The 13,544-nt window shown below is 73.5% G+C and carries 13 protein-coding genes; 9 read left to right on the top strand and 4 right to left on the bottom strand.

The genetic code is table 11. The features are described 5' to 3' along the window. Window positions 1-181 precede the first annotated feature (181 nt). From QHG49_RS12975 to QHG49_RS12955, 5 genes are all read left to right on the top strand, one after another. Window positions 182-2,401 (top strand): hypothetical protein, encoded by a 2,220-nt coding sequence (locus QHG49_RS12975; RefSeq protein ID WP_301489697.1) that lies wholly within the window; start codon window positions 182-184, stop codon window positions 2,399-2,401. Between the two features lie 228 nt (window positions 2,402-2,629). Beyond that, window positions 2,630-3,562, top strand: coding sequence for an ABC transporter ATP-binding protein (locus QHG49_RS12970; RefSeq protein WP_186337841.1), 933 nt, complete (start codon window positions 2,630-2,632; stop codon window positions 3,560-3,562). Then, window positions 3,559-4,296: an ABC transporter permease gene (locus tag QHG49_RS12965; protein WP_145487133.1), complete on the top strand. Its 738-nt coding sequence runs from the start codon at window positions 3,559-3,561 to the stop codon at window positions 4,294-4,296. The genes QHG49_RS12970 and QHG49_RS12965 overlap by 4 nt, the downstream gene beginning before the upstream one ends. 5 nt (window positions 4,297-4,301) lie before the next feature. Then, entirely contained in the window at window positions 4,302-5,495 is a 1,194-nt protein-coding gene (locus QHG49_RS12960; RefSeq protein WP_159708527.1) for a sensor histidine kinase, read from the top strand. After that, entirely contained in the window at window positions 5,492-6,106 is a 615-nt protein-coding gene (locus QHG49_RS12955; protein WP_085566394.1) for a response regulator transcription factor, read from the top strand. The genes QHG49_RS12960 and QHG49_RS12955 overlap by 4 nt, the downstream gene beginning before the upstream one ends. Before the next feature lie 19 nt (window positions 6,107-6,125). On the opposite strand, the gene QHG49_RS12950 is transcribed toward QHG49_RS12955, so the two are convergent. Further along, a complete protein-coding gene (locus QHG49_RS12950) occupies window positions 6,126-6,992 on the bottom strand; it encodes a transglutaminase-like domain-containing protein (protein ID WP_145487134.1) in 867 nt (288 codons plus the stop codon). Between the two features lie 29 nt (window positions 6,993-7,021). Further along, complete coding sequence (locus tag QHG49_RS12945; RefSeq protein WP_301489688.1) at window positions 7,022-8,041, bottom strand: GNAT family N-acetyltransferase; 1,020 nt, start codon at window positions 8,039-8,041, stop codon at window positions 7,022-7,024. 140 nt (window positions 8,042-8,181) lie between these two features. Between QHG49_RS12945 and fdxA the strand changes: the two genes are divergently transcribed. Together fdxA and QHG49_RS12935 are read left to right on the top strand one after the other, a co-directional pair. After that, a complete protein-coding gene (fdxA, locus tag QHG49_RS12940) occupies window positions 8,182-8,502 on the top strand; it encodes a ferredoxin (RefSeq protein ID WP_030746389.1) in 321 nt (106 codons plus the stop codon). A gap of 122 nt (window positions 8,503-8,624) precedes the next feature. After that, window positions 8,625-9,716: a bifunctional succinyldiaminopimelate transaminase/glutamate-prephenate aminotransferase gene (locus tag QHG49_RS12935; RefSeq protein ID WP_159704695.1), complete on the top strand. Its 1,092-nt coding sequence runs from the start codon at window positions 8,625-8,627 to the stop codon at window positions 9,714-9,716. A gap of 86 nt (window positions 9,717-9,802) precedes the next feature. Here the strand turns inward: QHG49_RS12935 and QHG49_RS12930 are convergent, their stop codons facing one another. Both QHG49_RS12930 and QHG49_RS12925 read right to left on the bottom strand, forming a co-directional pair. Beyond that, the gene (locus tag QHG49_RS12930) at window positions 9,803-10,219 is read right to left on the bottom strand and encodes an ATP-binding protein (protein WP_145487137.1); all 417 of its coding nucleotides are present in this window, start codon (window positions 10,217-10,219) and stop codon (window positions 9,803-9,805) included. Between the two features lie 290 nt (window positions 10,220-10,509). Next, a complete protein-coding gene (locus QHG49_RS12925; RefSeq protein ID WP_301489682.1) occupies window positions 10,510-11,502 on the bottom strand; it encodes a heavy metal transporter in 993 nt (330 codons plus the stop codon). Window positions 11,503-11,599: 97 nt separating this feature from the next. Between QHG49_RS12925 and dapE the strand changes: the two genes are divergently transcribed. Together dapE and QHG49_RS12915 are read left to right on the top strand one after the other, a co-directional pair. Continuing rightward, window positions 11,600-12,679 carry a succinyl-diaminopimelate desuccinylase gene (dapE, locus tag QHG49_RS12920; protein ID WP_301489680.1) on the top strand — a complete coding sequence of 360 codons (1,080 nt, stop codon included), beginning with the start codon at window positions 11,600-11,602 and terminating at the stop codon, window positions 12,677-12,679. 106 nt (window positions 12,680-12,785) lie between these two features. Further along, window positions 12,786-13,544 (top strand): TIGR00730 family Rossman fold protein, encoded by a 759-nt coding sequence (locus tag QHG49_RS12915; RefSeq protein ID WP_145487139.1) that lies wholly within the window; start codon window positions 12,786-12,788, stop codon window positions 13,542-13,544.

Here is a 13,544-nt window from a genome sequence, read left to right as displayed (position 1 = left end):
CGGCCCACGTGCGAGTTGGGTGTGGGTTTCCTCAGCGGTCAGGGGATGTGGGCCAGATGCGGCCAGTATGGTGGTGCGCGCCGCCGAGCCTCCCCCGCGCTCTCGACCCCGTTCGAGTTGGGGGGACCGCCGAAGCAGTGAGGTCAGTGTCGGGCGGCGGAGCCAACTGGGAGAACCTGCCTTGAGTCGTGAAACTGACACTCCGTCCTCCGGGCCCAACGGGCGCGGCACAGCCGCATACCCGTCCGGCACCCCGCCGTACGGGACCCCCATGGCTTCCGACGAGAGTGCGGACGCGGGCCGTTCGGGCGCGCAGTCCGAGGAACGCAAGACCGAGACCACGCTGACGACCCGGATCCGGATCAACATCCCCGGGTCCCGGCCCATCCCGCCGGTCGTCGTGCGCAAGCCCGTGGCGGACGGCGAGGCCGCCGACACCGGCCGGGACGACAAGCCCGCCGCCGAGGCGAGCGCCCCGGCAGCGCCCGCCCCCGAGGCCGCCGCGGAGCCCGCGGCCCCGGCCGAGGAGAAGACCAGCGACTGGTTCGCGCCCCGCAAGGCGGGCGCGCCCGCCAAGGGCGGCGCGGGTGCGGGCGGGGCCAAGAACTCCGGCGCCTCCGGTGCCCCCGCCGGTGCGCCGGGCGCCCGCCCGGGTGCCCAGGGCGCGGGCGGCGCGGCCGGTGGCAGCGGCGCACGCCCCGGTGGCGTGGTCGGCTCCATGAGCGTGCCCGGCCGCACCTCCGGCAAGACGAACGGCTCGGGCCTGCCCGGCGCCACCGGCGGCCCGGTGGCCCCCGGACACGGCGGCGGCACCGGTTCCTTCGACGTCACCGAGGCGCTGGCCGCGGGCCCGCTGGGCGGCTCCCGTTCCTCCGACACGGCCGGCGGCGAGCCGTGCCGCGACGAGCTGCCGTACTTCTCGGAGAACGGCACCCCGGGCGGCCAGGACCCCTTCGGCACCGCGGGCGCGGGCGGCGCGAACGGCACGGGCGGACAGGGCGGCCGGGGCGGTCACGGCGGTCCGCAGGGGCCCGCCGGGCCGACCGGTGGTCCGGTCACCGGCGACAGCCCGCTGCGGCCGGGCGCCGAGAGTCCCTACGGGCAGCAGGGTGCCGGGCGCAGCACTCTCGCCGACCTCGACGGACCGGCCGGGGCGCCGGGCGCCGGGCTCGGTCCCGGTGGCGGCCTCAGCGACGACACCGCGATCCTCACCCCGCAGAAGCCGGCCCCCGAACCGGGCACGCCCGGCTACCGGGCCCCGGACAACGTCTCCGGACACACCGTCACCAGCGGTATCCCGGTGGTCCCGGGCGGCAACGGCGGCCCGTTCGGCGCGAGCGCTCCGGGCGGCCCCGGGGGTCCGGCGGGTGGTCCCGGTGGCCCGGCCGCTCCGGTCACGCCCAAGCCCGAGCCGGCCGCGGCCGCGCCCAAGGCGGCGGCCAAGCCGAAGAAGAAGGGCCGCAGCAAGCTGGTCCTGCTCTGCGTCGGCCTGGTCGTGATCGCGGGCGGTGTCTACGGCGCCGGGCTGCTGATGAACCACACCGATGTGCCCAAGGGCACCACCGTGCTCGGCGTCGACATCGGCGGCGGCACCCGGGACGACGCCGTCAAGAAGCTGGACGACGTCTTCGGCCCCCGGGTCGCCAAGCCGCTGAAGCTCTCCGTGGGCGGCCGTACGGTCATGCTCACCCCGGCCAACGCCGGTCTCCAGTTCGACTTCCAGGCCACCGCGAGCGCGGCCGCCAAGAGCGACTACAACCCGGTCTCCGTGGTCGGCACGCTCTTCGGGCAGCATCGCGTGGTCGAGCCGGTCATGCCGGTGGACGAGGAGAAGCTCCAGGCCGCGCTCCGGCAGGCGGGCGGCGGCTCCGGCTCGGGCGCGGTGGTCGACGGCGGCATCACCTTCGAGGCGGGCAAGGCCGTGGCCGTGCACGGCAAGGCGGGTACGGCCATCGACGCGGCCCGCTCGACCCAGGCGATCGAACAGGCGTACCGCGCCGCGGTGGAGACCGACGACTCCTCGGTGATCACCGTGCCCACCGCCGGCCGGCAGCCCGCGGTCTCCGACGCCGAGGTCGACCGCGAGATGAAGGAGTTCGCCGAGCCCGCCATGTCGGCGCCGGTGACCGTGCGCACCGACACGGGGCGGACGGTCATGTTCAGCCCGCAGAAGTCGCTGTGGAAGTTCCTCGGCGTGGCCGCGGTCGACGGCAAGCTGACCGACAAGCCGAACTACCCCGCCCTCAAGGAGCTCTACGGGCAGACCTTCGACGGCGTCCTGATCACCCGGGGCAACGGCAAGAAGACGCCGGTCACGCCCCAGGACGTCTACCTGGCCATGCGCCAGGCGCTGACCAGCACGACCAACCGGGTCGCGGTGATCAGCACACACCCCAACTGAGGTCGCGGACACGGCCCTTGAGGGGCGCCCGGCAGGCACGCCGGGCGCCCCTCGCGGGTCTTCGGGGTACCACCCGTACCACCCGTACCACCCGTACCACCCGTACGGGCCGGTCCGGCGAACGCGACCCCCAGGGATCGCTCACCCCGACCCCCATGACATCTGTCATCCGGCACCCAGGACCCCCGACACTGCCGGGCACCCGCCCGCACCGGCACCATGGACGACATGACAACGACAGCGGTACCGGCCACCTCCACCACCGAGGTGGTCGGGTTCGACCAGGTGACCAAGACGTACGGGACGGTACGGGCCGTCGACGGGCTCTCGCTGCGGCTGCACCCGGGGGAGACCGTGGCCCTGCTCGGCCCGAACGGCGCGGGCAAGTCCACCACCCTCGACCTGCTCCTCGGCCTCAAGCAGCCCGACGCCGGCACGGTGTCCGTGTTCGGCACCAGCCCCCGCGAGGCGATCGTGGCCGGGCGGGTCGGCGCCATGCTCCAGAGCGGCGGCCTGATGGACGACGTCACGGTGGCCGAGCTGGTCAAGCTGTCCTGCTCCCTGCACCCGCGGCCGTACAAGGCCGCCGATGTGATGGCCCGCGCCGGTATCGCGCAGATCGCCGACCGCAAGGTCAACAAGCTCTCCGGCGGCCAGGCCCAGCGCGTCCGCTTCGCCCTCGCCACCGCGGGCGACAGCGATCTGATCATCCTGGACGAGCCGACCACCGGCATGGACGTCTCCGCCCGCCAGGCCTTCTGGGCCACCATGCGCGAGCAGGCCGACCAGGGCCGCACGGTCCTGTTCGCCACGCACTACCTCGAAGAGGCCGACGCCATCGCCGACCGGGTCCTGGTGCTGCACCGCGGCCGCCTCCTCGCCGACGGCACCGCCGCCGAGATCAAGGCCCGCGCGGGCGCCCGGCGCATCGCCTTCGACCTGGAGGGCGCCTTCGACACGGCCGCCCTGCGCGCCCTGCCCTTCCTGACCGGCATCGACGTGTCCGGGCAGACCGTGCGCATCCAGTCCTCGGACGCCGACGCCACCGTGCACGCCCTGTACGGCCTCGGCGTCTACCCCCGCAATCTGGAGGTCGCCGGCCTCGGCCTGGAGCAGGCGTTCGTCGCCATCACGGAGGCCGAGGAGGCCAAGCAGTCATGAACAGTCTCATCAAGCTCGAACTGACCCGCGCCCTGCGCAACAAGAAGTTCCTGTTCTTCTCGGTGCTCTACCCGGCGGTCCTCTTCCTGATCATCGCGGGCAACGCCGACGACACCAGGATCGACGGCACCGGGCTGACCCTGGCGACGTACATGATGGTGTCCATGGCCTCCTTCGGCGCCCTGACCGCCGTGCTGATGGGCAACAGCGAGCGCATCGCCAAGGAACGCGAGAGCGGCTGGGTACGGCAGCTGCGGCTGACCCCGCTGCCCGGGCGCGGCTACGTCCTCGCCAAGACCGCCAGCGCCGCCGTGGTCAGCCTCCCGTCCATCGTGGTCGTCTTCCTGGTCGCCGCCGCGGTCAAGGACGTACGGCTGGACGCCTGGCAGTGGCTCGCGCTCACCGGGATCATCTGGGCCGGCAGCCTGGTCTTCGCCGCGCTCGGCGTGGCCATCGGCTACCTCGCCTCCGGTGACGCGGTCCGCCCCATCACCATGATCGTGTACTTCGGTCTGTCGATCCTCGGCGGCCTGTGGATGCCCACGACCACGTTCCCGCAGTTCCTCCAGGACATCGCCAAGTGGCTGCCCACCCACGCCTACGCCGCGCTGGGCCGGGCCATCGAGCAGAGCCAGGCCCCGCACACCACGGACATCGCCGTCCTCGCCGTGTACTTCGTCCTCTTCGCGGGCGGCGCGGCCTGGCTGTACCGGAAGGACACGCTGAAGGCGTGAGCACCATGGCGGACGACCCGAGGACGGCCGAGGACCGGCCGGAGACACAGGTCCGGATCGGGCAGGGCCCCCGCAACCGGCGCGAGCTGATGATCAAGGTCATGTGGATCGGCGTGTGGCTGGTCTTCCTCAGCTCCCCGATCGGCGATCTGACCGGAGGACGGCACACCACGGCCGGCACCGCGGCCGGAGCGGTGGGCCTCACCGCCTTCGTCGCCGCCTATCTGCTGCTGGTGCTGCGGAGCATGGGGCAGCCCTTCTCGCCGCGGGCCGTGACCGGGCTGCTGGGGCTCCTCGCCGTCCTCGCGCCGGTCCTCGGCCTCGGCCTGGGCCTGCCGTGGACCGGGCTGTTCGTCTACGTCTCGGTGGCCTGCGGGGCGACCCTGCCGCCGCGGGTCGCGGCCTGCGCGATCCCGGGCACCGCCCTGGTGATGTACCTCGTCCAGGTGCGCTGGGGCGACTACGAGGTCGACGAGGGCCTGGTGATGGTCGTGCTGATCGGGTTCGCCATGATCGGTGTGAGCCAACTGGTCAGCACCACCCGTGAGCTGCGCAAGGCCCGCGCCACCGTCGCCCAGCTCGCCGCCAACGAGGAGCGGCTGCGCCTCGCCCGCGACCTGCACGACCTGCTGGGCCACTCGCTCTCCCTGATCACGCTCAAGAGCGAGCTGGCCGGGCGGATGCTGCCCGAGCACCCCGACAAGGCGGCCCAGCAGGTCAGCGACATCGAACAGGTCAGCCGCCAGGCCCTGGTGGACGTCCGGGAGGCCGTCACCGGCTACCGGCGCCCCCGGCTCGCCGTCGAGCTGGCCGGCACCCAGGTGGCCCTCACGGCCGCGGGCGTCACCGCCGAACTGCCGCCCGAACCGGACCTCGCCCAGGTGCCCGAGGAGGCCGAGTCGGCGCTCGCCTGGGCGCTGCGCGAGGCGGTCACCAACGTGGTGCGGCACAGCGGCGCCGACCGGTGCGCCGTACGGCTCACGCACCGCCAGACGCTGGACGGCCCGATGCTCGAACTCGTCGTCGAGGACAACGGATCGGGCACCGGCAACGGCGGTTTCGGCAACGGCCTGACCGGGCTGACCGAACGCCTGGAGAAGGCCGGCGGGACGCTGGAGGCGGGCCGGGTCAAGCCCGGGTTCCGGCTGGTCGCCCGCGTGCCCGTGGCGCACACCGGGGACGTAGGATCCGGGGCATGACGAGCACCATCAGGGTCCTGCTGGCCGAGGACCAGTCCATGGTCCGCGAGGCGTTGGCCGCGCTGCTCGGCCTGGAGGACGACATCGAGGTCGTCGCGCAGGTCGCGCGCGGGGACGAGGTGCTCGGCGCGGTCGCGGCGCACGACGTGGACGTGGCGCTGCTGGACATCGAGATGCCGGGCTGCACCGGCATCGAGGCCGCGGCGCGGGTCCACCGGGACTTCCCCCGGGTCAAGCTGGTCGTGCTGACCACCTTCGGGCGGCCCGGCTATCTGCGCAGCGCCATGGAGGCGGGCGCCGACGCCTTCCTCGTCAAGGACGCGCCCGCCGCCCAACTCGCCGCCGCCGTACGCAAGGTGCTCGCCGGGGAGCGGGTCATCGACCCCACGCTGGCCGCCGCCGCGCTGGCCGAGGGCGCGAACCCGCTCACCGAGCGCGAGCGCGAGGTGCTGCGCGCCGCCGCCGACGGCTCCACCAACGCCGAACTGGCCAAGGCCCTGCACCTGTCCCAGGGCACGGTCCGCAACTACCTCTCCACGGCCATCCAGAAGCTCGCCGTCCGCAACCGGGCGGAGGCGGTGCGCACCGCGCGGGAGAAGGGCTGGCTCTAGAACCCGCTCGTACGGCAGGTCAGTTGAGTTTGCTGCGGGCGGTGCGCGCCTGGTGTCTCACCCGTTCGGCGGCCGGTTCGTCGACGACCTCGATCAGCTCGGCGTACGCGTCCAGTTCGTCCGCACCCGCCGTGAACTGGCCGCGCTGCACCAGCAGTTGCCCGCGCTCGTAGCGCAGCCGCGCCGGGTGGGCCGGGATCAGCAGCGACAGCTCCACCGCGCGCAGCGCCACGTCCGAACGCTCGGGGCGGGCCGCGGCCCACGCGCGGATGTTGTTCAGGATGCGCTGGACGACCTCCAGCGGCGGCGCGGGCTCCAGCATCCCGGGGTCCAGCGGGGTGCCGGTCGCGCCCACCACGAGCAGCTCGGCGTCCGGCGCGGTGAGCACCCGCCCGCCCTCGAACGGATCGGCCAGCACCTGCTCCCCGGGCGCCCCGAACCCGACCACGAAGTGCCCCGGCAGCGCGACCCCGTACACCGGGGCCCCGGCCCGCCGGGCCACCTCGAGCCACACCACCGACAGCAGGATCGGCAGGCCGCGCCGGCGCCGCAGCACCTCGTGCAGCAGCGAGGACTCCAGGCGCTGGTAGTCGCCGGGTGTGCCGTGGAACTCGTGGCGACCGCCGAGCAGCAGCCGTACCGCCTCGGCCCAGGCGCGCGGGCCGCCGGGCCGGTACGGCAGCTCGCCCGCGAGCCGGTCCAGCCCGGCCTGCGCGGTGTCGATCCCGGCCTCGTCCAGCGAGCCGTCCGCCTCCGCGGCGATCAGCAGGCACAGCGCCGCCAGGTCCGGCCGCTCGGACCGGGCCTCCTCGGCGAACCGCGCCCGCACCTCGGCGGACCGCTCGGGCGGCGGCGGGTACGGGGGCGGCAGGTACGGGTGGGACATGGCGGGTTCTCGCCCTTCCGGGAGGATGTCTACGACGGGCCGTGAGCGGGCTGTTCCTGCGGCTCCCGGAAGTGGTGGTAGGCGTGGTGCCGGGAGAAGCCCAGAGCGGTGTACAGGGCCCTCGCGGGCTCGTTGTCGCTCTCCACCTGGAGCCAGCCGGCCGAGGCGCCCTCGGTCAGCGCCCGGCGGGCGAGCGCGGCCATCACCTCGGTGGCCAGGCCCTGCCGCCGCCTTCCGGGGTCCACCTCGACGGCGGCGAAACCGGCCCAGCGGCCGTCCACGACACACCGGCCGATCGCCGCCGGGTCCCCGCCCGGCGCGCCCGGCACGGTGGCGAACCACACCGAGGGACCCGCCGAGAGCACCCGCAGGGCCACCTCGCTCACCCCCTTGCGCTGGTACCGCGCGAGCCATGCCTCGTCCGCCTCCCGGCTGAGGACCACGTCCGCGCCCTCGGGCCGGTCCGCGAGCGGGGCCAGCGCGCCGATCCACACCTCGGCACTCACCTCCCGCACCCAGCCGCGCCGCTCCAGCTCCGCGCAGAGCAGCTCCTGCGTGCCCTCGGCGCCCGTCGCGGTCTGCACGTAGGCGGGCAGCCCGCGCTCGCCGTACCAGCGTCGTACGGCCGCCAGGGCCGCGTCGAGCGGACGCCCGGGATCACCCAGCGGCAGCACGCTGTTGGCCCGCCGTGTGTATCCCCCCGCGGCCCTCAGTTCCCAGGCGCCGAGCCGTTCGCTCTCCACGGGGCGCCAGCCGCGCGAGGTGACCCGCGCCAGCTCCTCGTAGCCGGCCGCCGGGCCCCTGCGGCGCGCCGGGGCGGCCGGGACGACCTTTCCCGCCACGAGCGAGGTTTCCGGAAACCGGACACTTGTACCACCCCGCTGTGTGATCATGAGCACGCCATGATCCCAAGATGTGAGAACGCCTACCGTGTCGGTGAACTTCTCCCGCGCCGCACCGGGTTCGCTCAACCGCCGTACGGAGACGCGTTTTCCCACGTCAGCGGGGGTGATTCGGACTTCCAGGCGCCCTTGTGCCGAGATTTCCACCGGTCAGTTCACCCCTCCTGTTCGGATCATGCTCCGGAACGGAGATACTAGGGGCGGGCATCGACGACGCCGCGCTCCCGCGCGCCAGGCGGCGGAGCCTGGAGAGGCCCGCCAGCGCCCTATCGAGGAGGAACGACAGCGTGACCTACGTCATCGCGCAGCCTTGTGTCGACGTCAAGGACAAGGCGTGCATCGAGGAGTGCCCGGTCGACTGCATCTACGAGGGCCAGCGGTCCTTGTACATCCACCCGGACGAATGCGTCGACTGTGGTGCCTGTGAGCCGGTCTGCCCGGTCGAGGCGATCTTCTACGAGGACGACACTCCGGAGGAGTGGAAGGACTACTACAAGGCGAACGTCGAGTTCTTCGACGAGCTGGGCTCGCCCGGCGGCGCCAGCAAGCTGGGGCTGATCGAGCGCGACCACCCCTTCGTCGCCGCGCTGCCGCCGCAGGGCGAGTGACCGTTTAGCGCCCAAGCGGCCCGCGAACGCGCCGCCTCGGTCCCGTACGGCCCCGATCGCCCCGATCACCGCCGCACGGGACCGAGGCGTTTGCCGCACCAGACGAAAGTGAGCCACTGATCGTGTCCGTTGTCTCCGACCGGCTTCCCGCCTTCCCCTGGGACAAGCTGGAGCCGTACAAGAAGACGGCCGCGGCCCATCCGGACGGCATCGTCGACCTCTCCGTCGGCACCCCGGTCGACCCGGTCCCCGAGCTGGTCCAGAAGGCCCTGATCGACGCGGCCGACTCGCCGGGCTATCCGACGGTCTGGGGCACGCCCGCGCTGCGGGACGCGATCTGCGGCTGGCTGGAGCGGCGCCTGGGCGCGCGCGAGGTGACCCACCGGCATGTGCTGCCGGTCGTCGGCTCCAAGGAACTGGTGGCCTGGCTGCCCACCCAGCTGGGCCTCGGCCCCGGCGACCGGGTGGCGTACCCGCGCCTCGCCTACCCGACGTACGAGGTCGGCGCGCGGCTCGCCCGCGCGGAGTACGAGACGTACGACGACCCGCGCGAGCTCGACCCGGCCGGTCTGAAGCTGCTCTGGCTGAACTCCCCGTCCAACCCGACGGGCAAGGTGCTGGGCAAGCGGGAGCTGACCGACATCGTCGCCTGGGCCCGCGCCCACGGCGTCCTGGTCGTCTCCGACGAGTGCTACCTGGAGCTGGGCTGGGAGGCCGACCCGGTCTCGGTGCTGCACCCGGACGTCAACGGCGGCTCCCACGACGGCATCGTGGCCGTCCACTCGCTCTCCAAGCGCTCCAACCTGGCCGGCTACCGCGCCGCCTTCATCGCGGGCGACCCGGCCGTCCTGGGCCCGCTCCTGGAGATCCGCAAGCACGGCGGCCTGATGACCTCCGCGCCGACCCAGGCCGCGGTGGTGGCCGCGCTGGGCGACGACGCCCACGTCCACGAGCAGCGGGCCCGTTACGCCGCCCGCCGCGAGGCGCTGCGCTCGGCCCTGCTGTCCCACGGCTTGCGCATCGAGCACAGCGAGGCCAGCCTCTACCTGTGGGCCACCCGCGACGAGCCCTGCTGGACCACCGTCGCCCACCTCGCCGACCTGGGCATCCTGGTCGCCCCCGGCGACTTCTACGGCCCGGCGGGCGACCGCTTCGTCCGCGTGGCACTGACGGCGACGGACGAACGGATCGCGGCGGCGGTCGCGCGACTGTAGGTTCCGCTCGCCCGTTCTCCTCGTAAACGCCGAACGGGGTCCAGGGGGACGTTCCCCTGGACCCCGTTTCACCGGGCAGCCGTGGCTCAGGTGAGGGGCAGGCCCTGCATCGGCAGGTTGGCGGTCGGCAGGCCGCCCTTCGTGGCACCGGCGGCCGCGTCGCCCAGGGCGCTGCCCGCGGCGCCGGCGACGCCGCCCGCGGCCTGCTGGGCCGCCGGGGCGGCCTTCTTCACGGCGCCGCCGGCCGTCTTGCCCGCGGCCGGCACGGCCGACTTCACGGCGCTGCCGCCCGCGTTGCCCGCCAGCGAGGTGGTGTGCTGCGCGGCACCGTCGACGGTGTCGCCGACGTGCGCCGCGTCCAGCGCGGTCAGACCGCCCAGGTTCGCGGCGGCCGGCAGGTTCGTGGCCGCACCGGCGGAGCCGGCCGCACCGACCCCGGCGGCCGCTCCCGCTGCGACGAGCAGCGCGGCACGGGCGATCCGGCGGGTCAGGGGGAGGGACATGATGCTCCATTCGACGGGAGAAGAACGATCTCTGTCGTCCGGACCCGGCACCGGGCTCGGACGCCATGACTACCGCTCGAAGCCGCCGAAGGTTGCGGACGCCCCAGGTAAAGAACCGATAACGCATCGCATTATCAGGTGGGGATAAAAACGGGCAAAGGGCGTCCGTGGAAACGCCCAGCAGAATCCTTCCGCCCCTTGCGCCCCAAGGGCTCCCGGCCGAGTTCCGCAGCTCGCCCGTTCGGCCGCGTGTGAAACGCCGACGCCACCCGCCGGCGTGATGACCCGAACTACTGCCCGGTCACGATCTGAACAACGCCCACGGACTTCTCCGCGCCCGCGGCCCCCTGCGAGCGTGCCTGCTGCCACGCCCCGCCGTCGCTGCCGGCGGTCCACACCCGCCCCGCGTACGTCACCCGGTGGATGTGCAGCGCCGAGGAGTTGGCGACCGCCCAGTGCGCGAGCTGCCACCCCCGCTCCCGCTCGTCGCGCCCGCTCGCGTCCCGCCGCGTCCCGAGCGGCACCGGCACGGTCACCGTCCGCCCGCTCGCCGTCGCCGTCACGCTCGGCGAGGGGGACGGCGACGGGATTGGCGTCCCGCCGACCTCCGCGCCGGTCTCCTGGAGCGCGTCCCGCCCGAAGTCCCGTACCAGCGCGGCCCGTACCGCGTCCGGGCCGATCGCCCCGGCCGCCGGGCCGAAGCGCCCGTCGCAGGTCAGCGTGGCCGCCGCCTGCCCGGTCAGTGCCGCCGACAGCAGCTCGGCGTCCGGCTCGTGCTTGGCGTACGCCTCCGGGTAGCCGCTGCGCTGCACCTTCTGCGCGGCCACGGTGAGCGGCAGATCGGAGTAGTCGGGCACCTTGGCGAGATGGGCGTAGAAGATCCCGGCCGCGTACGTAGGGTCCATGATCTGCCGCTCGGTGCCCCAGCCCTGCGAGGGGCGCTGCTGGAACAGGCCGAGCGAATCCCGGTCGCCGTGCTCGATGTTGCGCAGCCCCGACTCCTGGATCGCGGTGGCGAGCGCGATCGTCACGGCCCGCTCGGGCATGTTCCGGCCGGTGCCGACCGCGGCGATCGTCGCCGCGTTCGCCGCCTGCTCGGGCGTGAAGTCGTACGACGCTCCGGCGCCGGTGGCCGAGACCACCTTGCAGCCGTGCGAACCGCCGCCTCCGGTGACGTACTGCACCACGAGGTAGGCGGCGACACCGCACAGGACCAACAGGGCCGCGGAGAACCGGAGAAGACGGCCGCGGCGCTCGGGACGGGTGGGGGACGGCTGTGACACGCGTACAAGGTAGCGGAGCGGCCCCCACCGCTCAGCAGTGGTCCGCCGCCGCACGCGGCAACGGGGTGTCCCGGGGTGGCGCGCTAGGGTCGGAGCCATGGCCGACACCTCGCTTGACCTCACGCTGGACGCCGCCACGCTCACCGCGCGGCTGGTGGACTTCGCCTCCGAGAGCGGCACCGAGAAGCCGCTCGCCGACGCGATCGAGAGCGCGCTGCGCGCCCTGCCGCACCTGACGGTGGACCGCTACGGCAACAACGTGATCGCCCGTACGGACCTGGGCCGCGCCGAGCGTGTCGTCCTGGCCGGGCACATCGACACCGTGCCGATCGCGGACAACGTGCCCTCCCGCCTGGACGAGGACGGCGTGCTGTGGGGCTGCGGCACCTGCGACATGAAGTCGGGCGTGGCGGTCCAGCTGCGCCTCGCGGCCACCGTCCCGGCCCCCAACCGCGACCTGACCTTCGTGTTCTACGACAACGAGGAGGTCGCCGCCCATCTCAACGGCCTGCGCCATGTCGCGGAAGCCCACCCCGAGTGGCTGGCCGGCGACTTCGCGGTGCTCCTGGAGCCCTCCGACGGCGAGGTCGAGGGCGGCTGCCAGGGCACCCTGCGGATGCTGCTGCGCACCGAGGGCGAGCGGGCGCACTCGGCACGCTCCTGGATGGGCGCCAACGCCATCCACGCGGCCGCGCCGATCCTGGCCCGGCTCGCGGCCTACGAGCCCCGCTACCCGGTGATCGACGGCCTGGAGTACCGCGAGGGCCTGAACGCCGTGCGCATCGGCGGCGGGGTCGCGGGCAACGTCATCCCCGACGAGTGCGTGGTCGCCGTGAACTTCCGCTACGCCCCCGACCGCACCGAGGAGGAGGCGATCGCGCACGTCCGCGAGGTGTTCGCGGACTGCGGGGTGGCCGAGTTCGTGGTCGACGACCACAGCGGCGGCGCGCTGCCCGGCCTCTCCCACCCCGCCGCGGCGGCCTTCATCGAGGCGGTCGGCGGCAGCCCGCGCCCCAAGTACGGCTGGACGGACGTCTCCCGCTTCGCCGCGCTCGGCATCCCTGCGGTCAACTACGGCCCCGGCAACCCGCACCTGGCGCACAAGCGGGACGAGCGGGTGGCGACGGCCAAGATCCTCAAGGCCGAGGAACGGCTGGTCGGGTGGCTCACCGCGTAGCCCCGCCGCGTACGGCGCACGCCTGGCGGACACGCGTATGTCCCCCCTGCTTAACCCGCGTAGATCTAGGCTGATGGCGAACCACCGGCAAGCGGAGGGAGCGCACATGCCTACCGGGAACCCCGAGGGTAAGAAGCAGCCGCCGGACGAGCAGCGGCTCGGACCTGTCCTGCGGCGGCGGGGCCAGGTGACGCGGAGCACGACCGACCAGCGGCTGCTGGACGCGGGCGGCCCCTCCGACTGGGTGCACACCGATCCCTGGCGGGTGCTGCGCATCCAGTCGGAGTTCATCGAGGGCTTCGGCACCCTGGCCGAACTCCCGCCCGCGATCAGCGTGTTCGGCTCGGCCCGCACCCCGGTGGACTCGCCCGAGTACGACGCCGGGGTGCGGCTCGGCCGCAGCCTCGCGCAGGCCGGCTGGGCCGTGATCACCGGCGGCGGTCCCGGCGCGATGGAGGCCGCCAACAAGGGCGCGAGCGAGGCGGACGGCGTCTCGGTCGGGCTCGGCATCGAGCTGCCCTTCGAGCAGGGGCTGAACCCCTACGTCGACATCGGGCTGAACTTCCGGTACTTCTTCGTCCGCAAGATGATGTTCGTGAAGTACGCCCAGGGCTTCGTGGTGCTGCCCGGCGGCCTCGGCACCCTGGACGAGCTGTTCGAGGCGCTCACCCTGGTGCAGACCCAGAAGGTCACCAGCTTCCCGATCGTCCTGTTCGGCAGCGAGTACTGGGGCGGCCTGGTCGACTGGGTCAAGAACACCCTGGTGGCCAGCGGCAAGGCCGCGGAGAAGGACCTCCTGCTCTTCCACGTCACCGACGAGGTGGAAGAGGCGGTGGCCCTGGTCTCCAAGGAGGCCGCCCGCTAG

Origin of the sequence: Streptomyces sp. WP-1 (genome assembly GCF_030450125.1) — a bacterium.
In the GTDB taxonomy this organism is placed as follows: Bacteria; Actinomycetota; Actinomycetes; order Streptomycetales; family Streptomycetaceae; genus Streptomyces; species Streptomyces incarnatus.
The sequence above is the reverse complement of the archived record's forward strand: the minus strand, read 5'-3'. Positions and strand labels throughout refer to the sequence as shown.